Source organism: Hydrogenophaga laconesensis, from assembly GCF_031457235.1.
Classification (GTDB): domain Bacteria; phylum Pseudomonadota; class Gammaproteobacteria; order Burkholderiales; family Burkholderiaceae_C; genus Hydrogenophaga; species Hydrogenophaga laconesensis.
Genome location: NZ_JAVDWE010000001.1, coordinates 45,779 through 62,308 on the forward strand (window position 1 = coordinate 45,779; position 16,530 = coordinate 62,308).

Annotated in this window: 16 protein-coding genes and 2 tRNA genes; 14 read left to right on the top strand and 4 right to left on the bottom strand. The window is 64.1% G+C overall.

The features are described from left to right. The first annotated feature begins 105 nt into the window (after positions 1-105). The 3 genes from J2X09_RS00270 to J2X09_RS00280 all read left to right on the top strand — a co-directional run bounded on the left by J2X09_RS00270 (position 106) and on the right by J2X09_RS00280 (position 3,272). The gene (locus J2X09_RS00270; protein WP_204731352.1) at positions 106-825 is read left to right on the top strand and encodes a Crp/Fnr family transcriptional regulator; all 720 of its coding nucleotides are present in this window, start codon (positions 106-108) and stop codon (positions 823-825) included. Positions 826-888: 63 nt separating this feature from the next. After that, positions 889-1,974 (top strand): phosphotransferase, encoded by a 1,086-nt coding sequence (locus tag J2X09_RS00275; protein WP_204731353.1) that lies wholly within the window; start codon positions 889-891, stop codon positions 1,972-1,974. Between the two features lie 38 nt (positions 1,975-2,012). Continuing rightward, entirely contained in the window at positions 2,013-3,272 is a 1,260-nt protein-coding gene (locus J2X09_RS00280) for an acyl-CoA dehydrogenase family protein (protein ID WP_204731354.1), read from the top strand. A 6-nt stretch (positions 3,273-3,278) separates the two neighbouring features. Here J2X09_RS00280 and J2X09_RS00285 read toward each other — a convergent pair whose 3' ends face one another. Continuing rightward, on the bottom strand, positions 3,279-3,926 hold the full coding sequence (locus tag J2X09_RS00285) for a hypothetical protein (protein WP_204731355.1): 648 nt from the start codon (positions 3,924-3,926) through the stop codon (positions 3,279-3,281). Between the two features lie 92 nt (positions 3,927-4,018). Between J2X09_RS00285 and J2X09_RS00290 the strand changes: the two genes are divergently transcribed. The 9 genes from J2X09_RS00290 (at position 4,019) to J2X09_RS00330 (ending at position 10,301) form a co-directional block, all read left to right on the top strand. After that, positions 4,019-4,723 carry a glutathione binding-like protein gene (locus tag J2X09_RS00290; RefSeq protein ID WP_204731356.1) on the top strand — a complete coding sequence of 235 codons (705 nt, stop codon included), beginning with the start codon at positions 4,019-4,021 and terminating at the stop codon, positions 4,721-4,723. Positions 4,724-4,770: 47 nt separating this feature from the next. Beyond that, a tRNA-Pro gene (locus J2X09_RS00295) sits at positions 4,771-4,847 on the top strand. A 58-nt stretch (positions 4,848-4,905) separates the two neighbouring features. After that, positions 4,906-4,982: transfer RNA gene (locus tag J2X09_RS00300), tRNA-Arg, on the top strand. Positions 4,983-5,074: 92 nt separating this feature from the next. Continuing rightward, entirely contained in the window at positions 5,075-5,557 is a 483-nt protein-coding gene (locus J2X09_RS00305; RefSeq protein WP_204731357.1) for a flavodoxin domain-containing protein, read from the top strand. Positions 5,558-5,687: 130 nt separating this feature from the next. Beyond that, positions 5,688-6,875, top strand: a complete 1,188-nt coding sequence (locus tag J2X09_RS00310) for an ABC transporter substrate-binding protein (RefSeq protein WP_204731358.1) — start codon at positions 5,688-5,690, stop codon at positions 6,873-6,875. A 105-nt stretch (positions 6,876-6,980) separates the two neighbouring features. Continuing rightward, positions 6,981-7,844 (top strand): branched-chain amino acid ABC transporter permease, encoded by an 864-nt coding sequence (locus J2X09_RS00315; protein ID WP_204731359.1) that lies wholly within the window; start codon positions 6,981-6,983, stop codon positions 7,842-7,844. Further along, positions 7,841-8,833 carry a branched-chain amino acid ABC transporter permease gene (locus tag J2X09_RS00320; protein WP_204731360.1) on the top strand — a complete coding sequence of 331 codons (993 nt, stop codon included), beginning with the start codon at positions 7,841-7,843 and terminating at the stop codon, positions 8,831-8,833. The genes J2X09_RS00315 and J2X09_RS00320 overlap by 4 nt, the downstream gene beginning before the upstream one ends. After that, a complete protein-coding gene (locus tag J2X09_RS00325; RefSeq protein ID WP_204731361.1) occupies positions 8,830-9,594 on the top strand; it encodes an ABC transporter ATP-binding protein in 765 nt (254 codons plus the stop codon). Before J2X09_RS00320 ends, J2X09_RS00325 begins: the two co-directional genes overlap by 4 nt. After that, the gene (locus tag J2X09_RS00330; RefSeq protein ID WP_204731362.1) at positions 9,591-10,301 is read left to right on the top strand and encodes an ABC transporter ATP-binding protein; all 711 of its coding nucleotides are present in this window, start codon (positions 9,591-9,593) and stop codon (positions 10,299-10,301) included. The genes J2X09_RS00325 and J2X09_RS00330 overlap by 4 nt, the downstream gene beginning before the upstream one ends. Before the next feature lie 6 nt (positions 10,302-10,307). On the opposite strand, the gene J2X09_RS00335 is transcribed toward J2X09_RS00330, so the two are convergent. After that, positions 10,308-11,090: an IclR family transcriptional regulator domain-containing protein gene (locus tag J2X09_RS00335; protein ID WP_204731363.1), complete on the bottom strand. Its 783-nt coding sequence runs from the start codon at positions 11,088-11,090 to the stop codon at positions 10,308-10,310. 172 nt (positions 11,091-11,262) lie between these two features. Between J2X09_RS00335 and pobA the strand changes: the two genes are divergently transcribed. Together pobA and J2X09_RS00345 are read left to right on the top strand one after the other, a co-directional pair. Beyond that, positions 11,263-12,453, top strand: a complete 1,191-nt coding sequence (pobA, locus tag J2X09_RS00340; RefSeq protein ID WP_204731364.1) for a 4-hydroxybenzoate 3-monooxygenase — start codon at positions 11,263-11,265, stop codon at positions 12,451-12,453. Positions 12,454-12,562: 109 nt separating this feature from the next. Next, complete coding sequence (locus J2X09_RS00345) at positions 12,563-13,477, top strand: CoA transferase (RefSeq protein ID WP_204731365.1); 915 nt, start codon at positions 12,563-12,565, stop codon at positions 13,475-13,477. A 64-nt stretch (positions 13,478-13,541) separates the two neighbouring features. Here J2X09_RS00345 and J2X09_RS00350 read toward each other — a convergent pair whose 3' ends face one another. Further along, positions 13,542-15,023: an oligosaccharide flippase family protein gene (locus J2X09_RS00350; RefSeq protein ID WP_204731366.1), complete on the bottom strand. Its 1,482-nt coding sequence runs from the start codon at positions 15,021-15,023 to the stop codon at positions 13,542-13,544. After that, entirely contained in the window at positions 15,020-16,528 is a 1,509-nt protein-coding gene (locus J2X09_RS00355) for an O-antigen ligase family protein (protein WP_204731367.1), read from the bottom strand. The genes J2X09_RS00350 and J2X09_RS00355 overlap by 4 nt, the downstream gene beginning before the upstream one ends. Positions 16,529-16,530 lie beyond the last annotated feature (2 nt).

Genomic DNA, 16,530 nt, shown 5'->3' on the forward strand with positions numbered 1-16,530 from the left:
CGCCCTGCCGGCGGGCGCGGAGCCGCTCTGCGCGCATACCCTGATCGCCTCGTTGCGTCCCAGTGGCGACAATGAGCGTATTTCCAGTCACTCAAAAGACAGCCCATGGACGAACCGATTCTGACAATGGAAGAACGCGAGGCGATCAACAACGGTCGCTGGTTCAACAGCCTCTCTCCTTCCCTGCGTCACGACATACTCCGATGCGCTCACGTCAAGCGATTCAAGGACGGCGACCTGATCGTCGCGCGCGGCGATCCGCCGACCGAGTGGTCGGCCGTTGCACGGGGTGCGGTGCGCGTGAGTTCGACCTCGCTCTCGGGCAAGCAGATCACGTTGACCTATGTGGAGCCCGGTGTCTGGTTCGGCGATGTGGCGATGTTCGACGGCGACCAGCGCACGCACGATGCCTATGCCCATGGTGCGACCACGCTGCTGTGCGTGGCACGCACCGACTTCCAGAAAATCCTGACCACGCACGTCGAGCTGTACGAAGCGCTGATGCGCCTGCAGGCACGTCGCATTCGCACACTGTTCGGCTTGGTGGAGGACCTCAACACCCTGCCGTTGCGCGCGCGCTTGGCCAAGCAGTTGCTGCACCTGGTGCGCAGCTATGGCGTCCCTTGTCTGGCCGATGGCAGCGAGATGCGGATCGGCCTGCAACTGGCCCAGGAGGAACTGGCACAGCTGCTGGGGGCATCCCGCCAGCGCGTGAACCAGGAGCTCAAATCCATGGAGCGCGAAGATGCCATCCGCATCGAGCAAGGGGGCGTCGTCGTGCGCAACCGGGCCATGCTCATGCGCATCGCCGAAGCCGAGTCCTGAGCGCAGCGGTGTCGCTGCGACAAGACCCGGCCCAACCCACTCAACAGGCCGGAACCTGAACGCATGAGCGACACGAACAATTTCATCGGCACCCGGCCCGTCTCGGCCCAACACGCCTTCGACACCGCGGCGCTTGAACGCTGGCTGCAACCCCGCCTGTCCGGCTTTGCCGGGCCAATGACGGTGGAGATGTTCAAGGGCGGCCAGTCCAACCCTACCTACAAACTCATCACGCCGCAACGCAATTACGTGATGCGCGCCAAGCCCGGCCCGGTCGCCAAGCTGCTGCCATCCGCCCATGCCATCGAGCGCGAGTTCCGCGTCATGAGCGCGCTGCAGGACACCGGCGTGCCGGTGGCGCAGATGCATGTGATCTGTGAGGACGAATCCGTCATCGGGCGAGCGTTCTACGTCATGGAATGCGTGGAGGGCCGTGTGCTCTGGGAACAATCCCTGCCCGGCATGGACCGAGCGCAACGCGCTGCGCTCTACGACGAGATGAACCGCGTCATGGCCGCGCTGCACACCGTCAGACCCGATGCCGTCGGACTGAGCGACTACGGCAAACCGGGCAACTATTTCGAGCGCCAGATCGGCCGCTGGAGCAAGCAATACCAGGCCTCCATCACGCAACCCATTCCAGAAATGGACCGGCTCATGGAGTGGCTGCCGCAGAACATCCCGGCCATGGCGCGCGACGAGTCCAAGGTGTCCGTGGTGCACGGCGACTTCCGGCTGGACAACCTCATGTTCCATCCCACCGAGCCACGCGTGCTCGCGGTGCTGGACTGGGAGCTCTCGACGCTCGGCCACCCCCTGGCCGACTTCAGCTACCACTGCATGTCGTGGCACATCCCGCCAGGCATGTTCCGTGGCATCAACGGGCTTGATCTGGCCCAGCTGGGCATTCCCTCAGAAGACGCCTACATCGCCCGCTACTGCGAACGAACCGGCATCGCCTCGCCCGAAGCGCTCAAGGCCGACTGGAACTTCTACCTCGCCTACAACATGTTCCGCCTCGCGGCCATTCTTCAGGGCATCGCCAAACGGGTGGAGGCCGGCACGGCTTCCAGCGAACAGGCGGTGAGGTCTGCTGCCGGCGCCCGCCCACTGGCCGAGATGGCCTGGGGTTTCGCCAGCGCGCACTGAGGCCACCCACCAAACACCCACCATTCACTGGAGCCACGATGAATTTCGACTACACCGACAAGGTCAAGGACATGCGCGAACGCCTGCTGGCGTTCATGGATGAGCACATCTACCCCAATGAGGCGCGCTTCTACGCCGAGATCGCAGCCAACCGGGCCAAGGGCAACCCCTGGCTGCCGACGGCCATCATCGAAGAACTCAAACCCAAGGCGCACAAGGCTGGCCTCTGGAACCTGTTCCTGCCGCGCAGCCCGCGCGCACCGCAGGGTTTGTCGAACCTCGAGTACGCGCCGCTGTGCGAGATCATGGGCCGCGTGCCTTTCGCGGCCGAGGTCTTCAACTGCTCGGCACCCGACACCGGCAACATGGAGACCTTCGAGCGCTACGCGAGCGAGGAACTCAAGGACGAGTGGCTGGAGCCGCTGCTGCGTGGCGAGATCCGCTCCGCCTTCCTCATGACGGAACCCGAGGTGGCCTCATCGGACGCCACCAACATCCAGTGCCGCATCGAACGCGACGGTGACCACTACGTGATCAATGGCCGCAAGTGGTGGTCGTCCGGTGCCGGTGACCCTCGTTGCGCGGTCTACATCGTCATGGGCAAGACCAATCCCGATGCGCCGCGCCACTCGCAGCAATCGATGATCATCGTGCCGGCCAACAGCAAAGGCATCACGGTGGTGCGGCCGCTGTCCGTGTTCGGCTACGACGACGCGCCACACGGCCATATGGAAGTGGTGCTCAAGGACGTTCGCGTGCCGGTGGGCAACATCCTGCTCGGCGAAGGCCGCGGGTTCGAGATCGCGCAAGGCCGGCTGGGCCCAGGCCGCATCCACCATTGCATGCGCTCCATCGGCGCGGCAGAACGTGCGCTTGAACTCATGTGCAAGCGGTTGAACAGCCGCATCGCTTTCGGCAAACCGGTGTCCGCCCAGTCGGTCTGGCACGAACGCATTGCCGATGCACGCTGCCGCATCGAGATGGCACGCCTTCTCACGTTGAAGGCGGCCTACATGATGGACACCGTGGGCAACAAGGTGGCCAAGGCCGAAATCGCGATGATCAAGGTGGTTGCACCCAACATGGCCTGCGACATCATCGACATGGCCATCCAGGCGCATGGCGGTGGCGGCGTGAGCGACGATTTCCCGCTGGCCTATGCCTATGCAGGGCAACGCACGCTGCGCCTGGCCGATGGCCCGGACGAAGTGCACCGCCAGTCCATCGCCAAGCTGGAACTGGCCAAGCACATGCTGGTGAAGACCGAGGTGGAGATGCCCGTCACGCGCGGGTTCTGAGCAAACTCAGACGGCTTCCGGAAGCTCCAGGGCCTGCTGGCCGAAGTGGCGAAACAGGTCCAGGGCGTGCAGCACCGTGCGGGTGTCGTGCCCGTGGTCAAGCTGCAGTCGCATGCAAGCCCGGCCCTTGATGAGCATCAGCATGAGTGGCGTTTCCGGCCCAACCGTGCCTTCGGGCCAGCACATCAGGCGCTGGGGCCCTTCTTCCTGCATCCAGTCCCGTGCAACGTCGGGCGCGTTGGTCAACACCGCATGCCGCGCCCAGAAGCGCTGCTCCGGTCCAGACCAGCCCGTGTCGCGGAACATGGAGAGCCAGCGGATCTCGTCAGGCACCTGCTGCGCCGTGGTCTTCAGCGCTTCGGTGTAACGGGAATACAGCTCGTTGGCCCAACGCTCCAGGTGGTGCTTGAGCATGCGGTTCATCACCACCACGCTGTCTGGCGTGGCGCGTCCCAGGTCCAGGCGGGCCATGAATTCGGCGCCCTTGATGAAGGGACGTGACGGAACGGCGCATTCGATGCGCACAGGCCGTCCACACCAGTCACCATGCATGGCCCAGGTGTCGGCGACCAGAGGGGCGTATTGCAGGTCGTTGTCATCTGCCCATTGCGCCAACGGCTGCAGACGAAGGCCGGCTTCCTGCCGTCTGCTCAAGGCATTTTTCAGTCGATCAAACATCGCCCTGGATTTTCCCGTAGAGTGGCTCGCTTCCGGATACACCCTCAACCGCAAACAAGGCAAATGTCATGATCGACGCCTACTCCTGGGCCACCCCCAACGGTCACAAAGTCCACATCATGCTGGAGGAATGCGGACTGCGCCTCGGGCGCGACTGGCTTGCGCACCCTGTCAACATCGGTCAGGGCGATCAGTTCGAACCAGGATTCCTGAAGATCAGCCCCAACAACAAGATTCCCGCCCTGGTCGACCCCCATGGTCCGGACGGCAAGCCCATCAGCCTGTTCGAGTCGGGCGCCATCCTGCTCTATCTCGCGTCGAAGACAGGCAAGTTCCTGCCCAAGAGCGATCGCGCCAGATTCAAGGTCCTCGAATGGCTGATGTTCCAGATGGGTGGCGTTGGGCCCATGCTCGGCCAGAACCATCACTTCCGGCAGTACGCCCCCGAGAAGATCGAGTACGCCATCAACCGATACACCAATGAGGCACGGCGGCTGTACGGCGTGATGGACCGGCAGTTGAAGGACCAGAAGTTCATCGCAGGCAACCAGTACACGGTGGCCGACATGGCCATCTTTCCCTGGTTGCGGAACTGGCAGAACCAGGGCATCGACTGGGCGGACTACCCGCACCTCAAGCAATGGTTCGACACCATCGCCGCCCGGCCAGCAGTGCAACGCGGCGTGGCGGTACTGGCCGATGTGCGCAAACCCATCACCGATGAGAAGGCGCGCGAGGTGCTGTTTGGCAAGACACAGTACGAAAAGCGCTGAGGTGGGTCAGAACACTGCCTTTCAGCAGGTACAATGCGCGGCTTAGTCGGAGCGTAGCGCAGCCTGGTAGCGCATCTGCTTTGGGAGCAGAGGGTCGCGAGTTCGAATCCCGCCGCTCCGACCATTCTTCAAGAACAAAAAGGCCCACAGTGTGGGCCTTTTTTGTATCGCGGCCACCCTTTCTGCCCGTAGCTCAACTGGATAGAGCAGCTGCCTTCTAAGCAGCAGGTCGGGGGTTCGAGTCCCTCCGGGCAGGCCAGCACCCCGCTTTGCAGCCACATCCACCGCAGAACTGCGGGTTTACCCGATGAGGCACCCATGGATCATGAAGTATATTGCAGCTTCATTGCCATGAACCCACCTTCCAAGCTCCTCATCCTTGTTGGCACCATGACCAACACCGCCGAGTACGTGGCCCAAGCCATCGAGATGGACTGCGCCGATCTGATCAACCCGATCGAAGTCCGCATGATGAACGGCCTGGACATCGGGGTTTTTGACGAAGATGCACTATATCTCATATGCACTTCAACCTACGGTGCGGGTGATGTGCCAGACAACGCCCATGCGTTGTACGACTCCCTGGGCAGTCAGCCCAGGTTTCTCGGCCATGTGCGCTACGGCGTGATCGCTCTGGGCGACAGCAGCACCCATCCCCAAACCTTCTGCAACGGCGGGCTCCGCTTCGACGAACGTCTGGCCGATCTGGGTGCGGTGCGCATCGGTGAGGTGTTTCGTATCGATGCCGCCGAAAACGCCGACGCTGAGTCGGTGGGCGCAGCGTGGTGTCGCGAATGGCTGAGCAGTGCGCTGCAGCCGCAGACCGGGGTGTGACACCACCCGGTCGCTGAAATTCAGATGTAAATGTTTTAAACCTCAAGTACGGGTAATTCTGGATCGTCAACCCCCCTACCCCCCGTCTACAGTGAACCGCATTCTGGCAACCACCCCACAGGAGACTTTCATGACCACCCGCCGAATCGTTCTGACCCGCAGCGCCGCCGTGATTGGTGCCGCATCCAGCGGCCTGCTGCTGCCGCAGATCGTGCGTGCCCAGTCGGACAAGGTGCGTGTGGGCTTCATGCTGCCTTACACGGGCACCTTCGCCCAGCTCGGCGTGGCGATCGAGAACGGCTTCCGCATGGCGCTCAACGAACAGGGCGGCAAGCTGGGTGGCCGTGAGGTCGAGTACTTCAAGGTGGACGACGAGTCCAACCCCGCCAAGGGCATCGAGAACGCCACCCGCCTCGTGCAGCGCGACAAGGTCGACGTGCTGGTGGGCACCGTGCACTCGGGCGTGCAGATGGGCATCCACAAAGTGGCGCGCGACACCGGCGTGCTCAACCTGATCCCCAATGCGGGCGTGCACATCGCCACCCGCGCCCAGTGCGCTCCCAACGTGTTCCGCACCTCTTTCACCAATTCGCAGCCCACGCTCGCACTGGGCAAGGCCATGGTGGCCAACGGCCACAAGAAGGCCGTGTGGATCACCTGGAACTATGCCGCTGGCGACGAGGCGTTCGAAGGCTTCGAGCAGAGCTACACCGCCGCGGGCGGCACCATCATGAAGAAGCTGGGCCTGCCGTTCCCCAACGTGGAATTCCAGGCGCTGCTCACCGAAATCGCCTCGCTCAAGCCCGACGCGGTGGCCTGCTTCTTTGCCGGCGGCGGTGCGGCCAAGTTCATGAGCGACTTTGCCGCCGCAGGTCTTAACAAGAGCATCCAGCTGTATGGTTCGGGCTTCCTGACCGAAGGCACGCTGGAGGCCGCAGGGCCGGCTGCCAACGGGGTGCTGACCACCATGCACTACGGCGACTCCCTGAACACGCCGCGCGACAAGCAGTTCCGCCTGGACTACGCCAAGGCCTTCCGCCTGCAACCCGACGTGTATGCCGTGCAGGGCTACGACACCGGCCTGCTCCTGATCAAGGGCGCCAATGCGGTCAAGGGTGACCTCAACAACAAGAAGGCCCTGTACGCCGCCATGGAAGGCGCCGTGATCGACAGCCCGCGCGGCAAGTGGACCATGAGCAAGGCCCACAACCCGATCCAGGACATCTACATGCGCAAGGTCGAGAACAAGGAAAACAAGGTGATCGGCGTTGCACAGAAGGCCGTGGCCGACCCCGCCACCGGCTGCCGCATGGGCTGAGCGCCCCGCGCCACCTCACCTTTTCAAGCCACCGCAGACCGGCGCCCAGAGGCGCTGGTCTGGTTTTTGCTCGCCGTTCCTGCCTGGTTCTCCCCGCGTCACCTCATGGATTTCGCCAACTTCCTGATCCAGTTGCTCAACAGTCTGCAGTACGGCCTGCTGCTGTTCATGCTGGCCGCCGGACTCACCCTGATCTTCGGCATCATGGGCGTGGTCAACCTCGCGCACGGCAGCTTCTACATGCTCGGTGCGTACCTGGCCTGGTTCCTGGTATCGCAGCTCGGCAGCCTCGTGCTCGCCATCGTGCTGGGCACGGTGATCGCGGTGGTGTTTGGCTGGCTTCTGGAGTGGCTGTTGTTCCGTCACTTCTATCATCGGGATCACCTGGATCAAGTGCTGCTGACCTTCGGCCTGATCTACATCTTCGAGGAAGTGCGCTCCATTCTCTGGGGCGATGACGTGCATTCGGTGCAGGTGCCGGAGATGCTGAACTGGTCGATTCCGCTCACCGACAACCTGTCCTACCCGGTGTACCGCCTCGTGATGTCGGGCGTGTGCATTGCACTCGCCCTGGGCCTCTATCTGCTCATCTCCCGCACACGCCTGGGCATGAAGATCCGTGCCGGCGCATTCAACCGTGAGATGACCGAATCGCTCGGCATCAACATCCGCCTCATCCACGCCGTGGTGTTCGCGCTGGGCGTGGCGCTGGCGGCCATCGCCGGCATGATCGCCTCGCCCGTCTCCAGCGTGTACCCGGGCATGGGCAGTTCGGTGCTCATCATGTGCTTCGTGGTGGTCGTCATCGGTGGCATCGGTTCGGTTCGGGGCGCACTGGTGGCCGCCCTGCTCGTGGGTCTGGTCGACACGTTCGGCAAGGTGCTCGTACCCCAGATCGCCGGCATGGCCGTGTACATGCTCATGGCCGCCGTGCTGCTTTACAAGCCCGAAGGGCTGTTCAAACAATGAGTTCGCCCAAAGCCCAGCTGGAAAAGCTGCCACGCAGCATGCAGGTGGTCCTGCTGCTCGGTGCAGTCGCCCTCGCCGCCTTCCCGCTCATGCCGTTGACCGGCGTCGACTTTTACCTGCAGATGCTGTCGCAGATGATGATCCTGGCCATCTTCGCGATGAGCCTTGATCTCCTGCAGGGCGTGACCGGCCTGGTCTCGCTTGGCCATGCGGCCTACTTCGGCCTGGCCGGCTATGCACTCGCCTTCCTCACACCGGCGGACACGCCGATCAGCCTGTGGTGGTCACTCCCCGTCTCCGTGCTGGGTGCCGCCCTCGCCGCGCTGATCATCGGATTCTTCGTGGTGCGCACGCGGGGCATCTACTTCATCATGGTCACCATGGCATTCGCGCAGATGGTGTTCTTCCTGTTCTTCGACAACAAGGCCCTCGGCGGATCCGATGGCATCTACGTGAACTTCCGCCCTGAAGCCACGCTGTTCGGCTGGAACGGCATCGACCTCGAGAACAAGACCACCTTCTATTACTTCACGCTGCTCGTGCTGGTGCTGGTCTATGCCTTCCTGCGGCGCGTGCTGTTCTCGCCCTTCGGACGTGTGCTGGCGGGCATCCGCGTGAACGAGCACCGCATGCGTGCGGTCGGCTACGGCACCTTCGGCTACAAGCTCGCGGCGTTCACGCTGGCAGGCGCCCTCGCGGGCGTGGCGGGTTTTCTCTGGGCGGCACAGACCGGCTTCGTGAACCCCGAGCTCATGGGCTTCCACATGAGCGCACACGCCATCATGATGGTCATCCTGGGTGGCATGGGCAACTTCGCGGGCGCGATCGTCGGTGCCTTCGCGTTCGAGTACGTGATGCACTTCTTCAAGGACCTCACCAAGCACTGGCAGTTGCTCATGGGCGGCTTCATCGTGCTGGTGGTGGTGTTCGCGCCACGCGGCCTGCTCGGCCTGTTCAGCCAGTTCACCGGAAAGCGGGGCGCGCCATGAACGAGCTGCTGCTGTCTGCCCGCAACCTCACCAAGCGCTTTGGCGGCCTCGCCGCCGTCAACGACGTGTCGGTGGATCTGCACCGCGACCGCATCCATGCGGTGATCGGCCCCAACGGTGCGGGCAAATCCACGCTGACCAACCTGCTCTCGGGCGACTTGCCGCCCAGCTCCGGCCGGATCACACTCAACGGCAACGAGACGGCCGGCAAAAGCCCCGAACGTATTTCACGCATGGGGCTGGGCCGCAGCTACCAGAAGACCAACATCTTCCTGCCCTTCACCGTGTGGGACAACGTGCGCCTCGCCGCGCAGTCACGCGAACGGCATGGTCCGTGGAACCCCCTGCGCTGGCTCTCCAGTGCCAGCGCGATGACCGCGGTCAACCGCCGCTGTGAGCGGGCCATCGAGCTCGCCGGTCTCAAGGCCCGCACCCACACCGTGGCAGGGACCACCAGCCACGGCGAGCAGCGGCAGCTGGAGATTGCCATGACGCTGGCCACCGAGCCCACCGTGTTGCTGCTGGACGAGCCCCTGGCAGGCATGGGCCATGCCGAGGCCGAACGCATGGTCGAACTGCTGCTGAGAATCAAGAAGGACCACGCCATGATGCTCGTGGAGCACGACATGGACGCCGTGTTCACCCTCGCCGACCGCCTGACCGTGATGGTCAATGGCCAGGTGATCGCCAGCGGCACGCCTGCGGAAGTGCGCAGCGACGCAGGTGTGCAGGCCGCCTACCTCGGCGAGGAGCACGCATGAGCGCACTCATCGAAGCCCAGGGCATCCACACCCACTATGGGGCGAGCCACATCCTGCGCGGTGTGGACTTCACCGTCTACAAGGGCCAGACCATCGGCCTCATGGGACGCAACGGCATGGGGAAGACCACACTGCTGAAGTCCCTCATGGGCATCGTCAGACCCAGCGGCGGCAAGGTGCACGTGAAGGGCCGCGACATGACCGGCGCCCCCACCTTCGAGATCGCGCGCCAGGGCATTGCCTACGTGCCCGAAGGCCGCGGCATCTTCGGCAACCTGAGCGTGAAGGAAAACCTGATGATGTCCGCCCGCGAAGGCACGCAGGGTCAGCGCGAATGGACGTACGACCGCGTGCTCGAGACCTTCCCGCGTCTGGCCGAGCGCCTGAACCACGGCGGTCAGCAACTCAGCGGCGGCGAGCAGCAGATGCTGACCATCGGCCGGGCGCTCATGACCAACCCCGACCTGCTCATCCTCGACGAAGCCACCGAGGGCCTGGCCCCGTTGATTGCGCGCGAGATCTGGCGCATCTGCGGCCTGATCCGCGAAAGCGGCATCAGCAGTGTGATCGTTGACAAGAACTGGAAGCACGTCACCCAGATCACCGACCGCAACGTGATCCTGGTCAAGGGCGAGGTGGTGTTCGAGGGCAGCTCGGAACAGCTGCACACACAACCCGAACTGCTCGAACAGTACCTGGGCGTCTGAACCGGCTCAGAGCAGCGGACGAAGTTCTCGCGCCGCGTCCAGCAACAGCGGCATCAGAGTCCTCGAGAAATCTGGCGAGTCGAACCGGTCGGGCGACGCCACGACGTTGAGCGCCGCCACGGTGCGGCCTTGCATGTTGCGCAATGGCACCGCCAGTGCGAACACACCGAGCTCGTGCTCTTCTCGTGCGATGGCCAGATCGTCCGAGCGCACGCGCGCGATGAGCTCCCGAAATGCCTTGTGCTCGATGGTGGTGTTCGGCGTCAGGCGCGCAAGCTCCCTCCCCTTGAGCCACGCCGAGAACGCCTGACGCGGCAGACCGGCCAGCAGCACGCGGCCTGTGGACGTGGCGTGCGCCGGGAGACGCGCGCCCAGGTGGAGGCCGTACGCCATCAGGCGCTGGCCGCCGAGCGACACATTGCGCGCCACGATCACCACCTGGTCGCCATCCAGCACGGCGGCCGAAAACGACTCCCGCGTCAAGGCCGCGAGTCGGTTGAGCGTGGGCTGCAGCAGACGCGGCAACCGCGCCGATGCCAGGTAGCTGCCCGAGAAGCGCAGCACCTTGGGCGACAGCCAATAGTGGCTCCCATCCGTTTCCAGGTAGCCCAGGTGCGCCAGCGTGAGCAGGTGGCGACGCGCGGCCGCACGCGTGAGCCCTGCCCGTTCGGCGGCCTGCGTGGCGTTGAGGCGCTGGCGCTCGGTATCGAAGCTCTCCAGCACGGCCATGCCCTTGGCCATGCCCTCGATGAAGTCGGCCTTGGCGATGGGAGTGGAAGCGGCAGTCATGCGCGGATTATGCAGCCGATGGGAAATGTGCGCGATGATCGCACAACGGGTCCGATGATCGCGCAAATGCCAGAAGGCGCCGTTGCGCGGAAGATCTGCGGTTTCTAAGCTGCGTGGATGCGCTCTCGGGTCAACCCCCGGCGGGCGCCCCACCACCTTCTGGAGACAACTTATGCGAACCCAGGTCGCCATCATTGGCGCCGGCCCCTCCGGCCTGCTGCTCGGCCAGCTTCTTCACAAGGCCGGCATCGACAACATCATCGTCGAACGGCAAAGCGGCGAGTACGTGCTCGGTCGCATTCGAGCCGGCATTCTCGAACAGATCACCACCGACCTCCTGCGCGAAGTCGGCGTGGGTCAGCGGCTGGATGCCGAGGGCACCGTGCACCACAGCATCGAGCTCGTGTTCGCGGGTACCCGCCACGCCATCGACGTGCATGGCCTGACCAACGGCAAGGTGGTCACCGCCTACGGGCAGACCGAGCTCACGCGTGACCTGATGGAAGCACGCAGTGCCGCCGCGCTGCCCACGGTCTACGAAGCCGCCAACGTCGAAGTGCTCGGCTACGACGGCAACAACCCGAAGGTCCGCTATCAGAAGGATGGCCAGACGCACGAGATCGAATGCGACTTCATCGCCGGCTGCGATGGCTTCCACGGTGTGTGCCGGGCCAGCGTGCCCAAAGGGGCCATCACCGAGTTCGAGAAGGTCTACCCGTTCGGCTGGCTCGGCGTGCTGGCCGATGTGCCGCCGGTGTCACCCCATGCCATCGTCTACGCCAACAGCGAGCGCGGCTTCGCACTGTGCTCGATGCGCAGCCCCACCCGCAGCCGCTACTACGTGCAATGCCCCCTGGACGACAAGGTCGAGGACTGGAGCGACCAGCGCTTCTGGGACGAACTGCGCCTGCGACTCGACCCCGAGATGGCGTCGCGTGTGATCACCGGGCCGACGATCGAAAAGAGCATTGCGCCACTGCGCAGCTTCGTCGCCGAGCCCATGCGCTTCGGCCGTATGTTCCTTGCGGGTGATGCCGCGCACATCGTGCCGCCGACCGGCGCCAAAGGCCTCAACCTGGCGGCCAGCGACGTCAAGTACCTGTCAGGTGCGTTCATCGAGTACTACCAAGAGAAATCCTCGGCTGGCATCGACACCTATTCGGAGCGCTGCCTGCGCCGCGTCTGGAAGGCGGAGCGCTTCTCGTGGTGGCTCACTTCGCTGATGCACCGTTTCCCCGATACCGCGGGCTTCGGCCAGAAGATCCAGGAAGCCGAACTGGACTACGTCGTGAACTCGGAGTCCATGTCGCGCTCCCTGGCCGAGAACTACGTGGGCCTTCCGCTGAATTTCGGCGCACGCTGAGGCCTTTGGCCGGGCGGCAATGGACGGGCGACCATGTCGCCCGTTTTGCCTTGCTGGCGAAGGCTTGCGGGTACATTGCAACGATCTCGTCCACCAGGCCGCCAAGGAAATGACCCAGACGTCCCGCCCCGCTCCCGCTCTCAAGCCGCTGCGCGGTGTGCGCGTGCTCAGCCTCGCCCTCAATCTGCCGGGGCCCGCCGCCTTCATGCGGCTCAAGGCGATGGGGGCCACCTGCGTGAAGGCCGAGCCTCCCGCGCCCAGGGCAGCGCCCCAAGGCACGCCCGGTGACCCGATGGGTCAATACAACGCATCGGCGTATGCGGTCATGCACGACGGCATCAAGGTCGTCGCCGTCGATCTCAAGACAGACCAGGGCCAGACCCGGCTGCACAAAGAGCTGGCACGCACCGATGTGCTGCTGACTTCGTTCCGGCCATCCGCGCTGGAGAAGCTGCAGCTGGGCTGGAAGCGCCTGCACAAACTGCACCCGGGCCTGTCGGTGGTGGCGATCGTGGGTGCACCCGGTGCGCGCGCCGAGGAGCCTGGTCATGACCTCACCTACCTCGCGGACGCAGGCCTGGTCACGGGCCTGGACCTGCCGGCCACCTTGTTCGCCGACATGGGCGGGGCGCTCATGGCCAGCGAGGCCGTGCTGCAGGCGGTGCTGGCGCACAAGACGACGGGCCGCACGTCTTTCCAGGAAGTGGCGCTGTCGGAGGCCGCAGCCTGGCTTGCCTTGCCACGCCAATGGGGACTCACCCAGCCGTCCGGCGCGGTGGGTGGTGCGCACGCGGGCTACCGCGTCTATCCTTGCAAGGATGGTCGTGTGGCTGTCGCCGCGCTGGAGCCGCACTTCGCGGCCGCGCTCTGTGCCGCGGCGGGCATCACGATCACCGACGCACACCTGTCGCTGTTCAAGCGCGAGACCCATGTGGCCATCGCCGCCTTTCTTCAGGGCAAGACACGCCGGCAGCTGGATCAACTGGCCATCGACAAGGACATTCCTCTGCACACGATGGCTTGAGCCCGCCCGGCGCTCGCAGGCGCGGGCGCCCTCATCGCCGCCTCATCGCCGCCTCACCGCCGCCTCACCGCCGCCTGACCAGCGGTAGCACGAACCGGAGCACCAATGGCGTGAACATCAGGACGATGGCGACGCCGAGTATCAGCAACCGCACGAGGGGGTGCAGGTCGGACACAACGGGCGCGCGCTCGACCAGCCACCAGCCCGCGAGAGAAGCCGCGACGAAAATCCCAAGTATTCCGACCTCCGATCGGGCATTGCGCAATCCCAGCCGCCGTCCCAGGCCATGGCAGACCACCCACCGCAGCAACTCGCTCAGTGAGAGGAAGATGGCGGCCACCACAATGCTCAGACCGAACCACGACACGCAGGCAAGAAGCAGAGCGTAGGTGGCCACCTTGCACGCGTTGGTGAAAGCGGCCCACTTGGGACGGCCGGACGCCACGAACGTCGCGCCATACATGGTCTCCAGGCAGGCGAACCAGGCCCCGAATGCCAGGATCGGGAGCAGCGTTCCGCCCATGGCGTAGCGATCGTCGTAGGCAAAGTCGAAGAAGCTGCCGGCTCCGGCGATCAATGCCGTGCACATGACGCTGGAAGTAACCATCATGGCCGTGCGCGTCCTCGCGAACGCAATGGGCAGCGGCATGCCTTCTTCGAGCATCCGCGAGTACCAGGGAAACAGCACGGTCCATTGAAGCTTGCCCACGAGCGTCGGCACGATGATCGCGAGACTCGCCGCGATGGAATAGACACCTACCTCGGCCAGGCTGAACATGCCGGCCAGCGCCAGCCGGTCGAGCTGGGCGGCCAGGAAGCTGAACAAGGTGCTGAGGAACACCCATTTGCCGAACGAGATGATGGCCCGCACAGCCGTGGGATCCCAGCGCAGCCGGGGCCTGGCCTTGTCGAGCATGCAGTAGGTCAGTACCGTGCGCAGCACCGCGGACAGGACCGAGGCCACAGCCAGCGCATACACGGAGCGAAAGTGCCAGGCCAGCAGCAGCATCACGCCCACGTTGAAGGGCACCACGATGAACTCCAGCTTGGTGACCTCCTTGATCTTGAGGTGCCGCGCCGCCGTCATCACACTGGGCGACTGCACCCCATCCAGCAGGGACGTCAGTGCGACGATGGGGATCAGATACAGCAGCTCATACGCCTTGGGGTCGTTCGCACCGTAGATGCTCGACAGCGGCCAGGCCAGCACCACAGCCACCAGAAACAGGCAAACCCCGCGAATGACCTGCAAGGTCCAGGCCGTGTTCAGGAAGTCGGGGTCTTCTCCGCGAGGGTTCTGGACCACGCTGGGCTGCAAGCCGATATCGGAAAACATGGCCAGCCCCATCATCACCGCCGTGACGATGGCCATCAGGGCGAAGGCCTCCTCGAACAGGATGGCTGCCAGCGCCACGTTGCCCACCAGCCGAAGAATCTGCCCCAGGCCGAAGCCGGCAATGATCCAGACCGTCCCGGACCGGGCCCGGCCACCGAAACTCTGGGGGGCCGGCGCGCTGGCTGGCTCGTTGTCGACGGAAACACTCATGCTTTGACACCCGCCCGTTTTGCCTTGTCGTCGGCTTGCTGCCACAGGATATAGCCAGAACAGATGCCAATCAGCGTGAAATACATGGTCGGCACGATGTACACCCCGCTGACGGTGAAGATGATGAACATCACACCGACCAGCGAGGAAAAGAGCGCCCGCCCCAGTATCTCCCGGTCGTCATCCTTGGCCTGCCGCGCCCGCCGAATGCAACGCCGCAGCCCCAGCAGTGAAAACAGGAACATACCGGCGAAAAGGAACAGGCCGACCATACCGGCATACAGCGCGACTGCCAGATAGCTGTTGACGATATCGATGATCCCTTCGCCCTGCTTCATCACCTGCAGTTCCGGCGCGTAGATGAAATCGGACGAACCAAACAGCAGATTGCGCTCCACCACGGGAATCGAAACCGTCAACAGGTCGGCACGGTAATCAACGTTCTCCTGCTCCTCCTGGCCTACATAAGGCAGAAGGTTGACGACATCCTGCCCGATGGGAGACACCAGCAAGCCCGTCCCCAGGACCACAGCAACCACACCACTCTGAAACAAGCGCTTGATAGGCCGAGCACTCGTCAGCATGAACATGAAGATCACCAGCAAGCCACCCACCCACGGCCCACGGGACAGGGACATCAGCACGCCGACGCCCAACCCCAACCAGCCGAGCCATCGCTTCGTGCGGTTTTCAACCATTCGCTGCAGATAGAGAAAGCATCCGGCCGCCACCACGATGCAATACCCCAGGGCGATGGAGTCGACAACGGTCACGCTGGGCCGGATGAAACTGCCCCGCATCTTGTAGGCGCCAAAGGTGTGGAGGCCCAGCGCTGCGGTGGCACCCTCATAAAGTTTCCAGTTGCGCAGGACTTCGACCGCGGCCAGTGCGGCCAGCAACGCTCCGGCCAGCGCAAGGCCCACCAGCGCATGGCGGAAGCCCTCCCTGTCCTGCAGGCTTCGGCTGGCAACGTAATACGGCAGGAAGAAGTCCACCCACAGCATCAACGCAGCCCGCGTGTCGTTGGTGAAGTTGCCCTCTCTGAACGCGAGTGCCGAGTTCAGCAACAGGTAGCCCACGACCATCCAGTCGACGGGCGAACTAAAGAGCCGGACCGTCGACGCGCGAGATGACAGGCGCCATGCACACGGCAGCAACAAGGCCAACGCAAGCAGCCTGGGGTGGCTCAGCACAAAAAGGTGGTCAATGACGCCGAAACCCGGTATGCGTAACTCAGACGGGGGGGCCGCCATGAGCAACAACAAGTACAGCCCCAGCACGTAGGGCTCGCGTTTGCCTGCCACGAGCAGCACCACGAGCATGAAGATGGCGTAGAGCCAGAAGCTCTGGCCCAGGAACCAGGCCAGTGTCGTGACGTACCAGAGCGTGCGCCAGCGGGAGAAGGTCTTGGCCGGAATGATCTGGACGATGGCCGGCCGGGCCATCCACCACACCAGGCTGCTCACCACCAGCACCACGACGAGCGCACGTATATGCTCTGGCACGG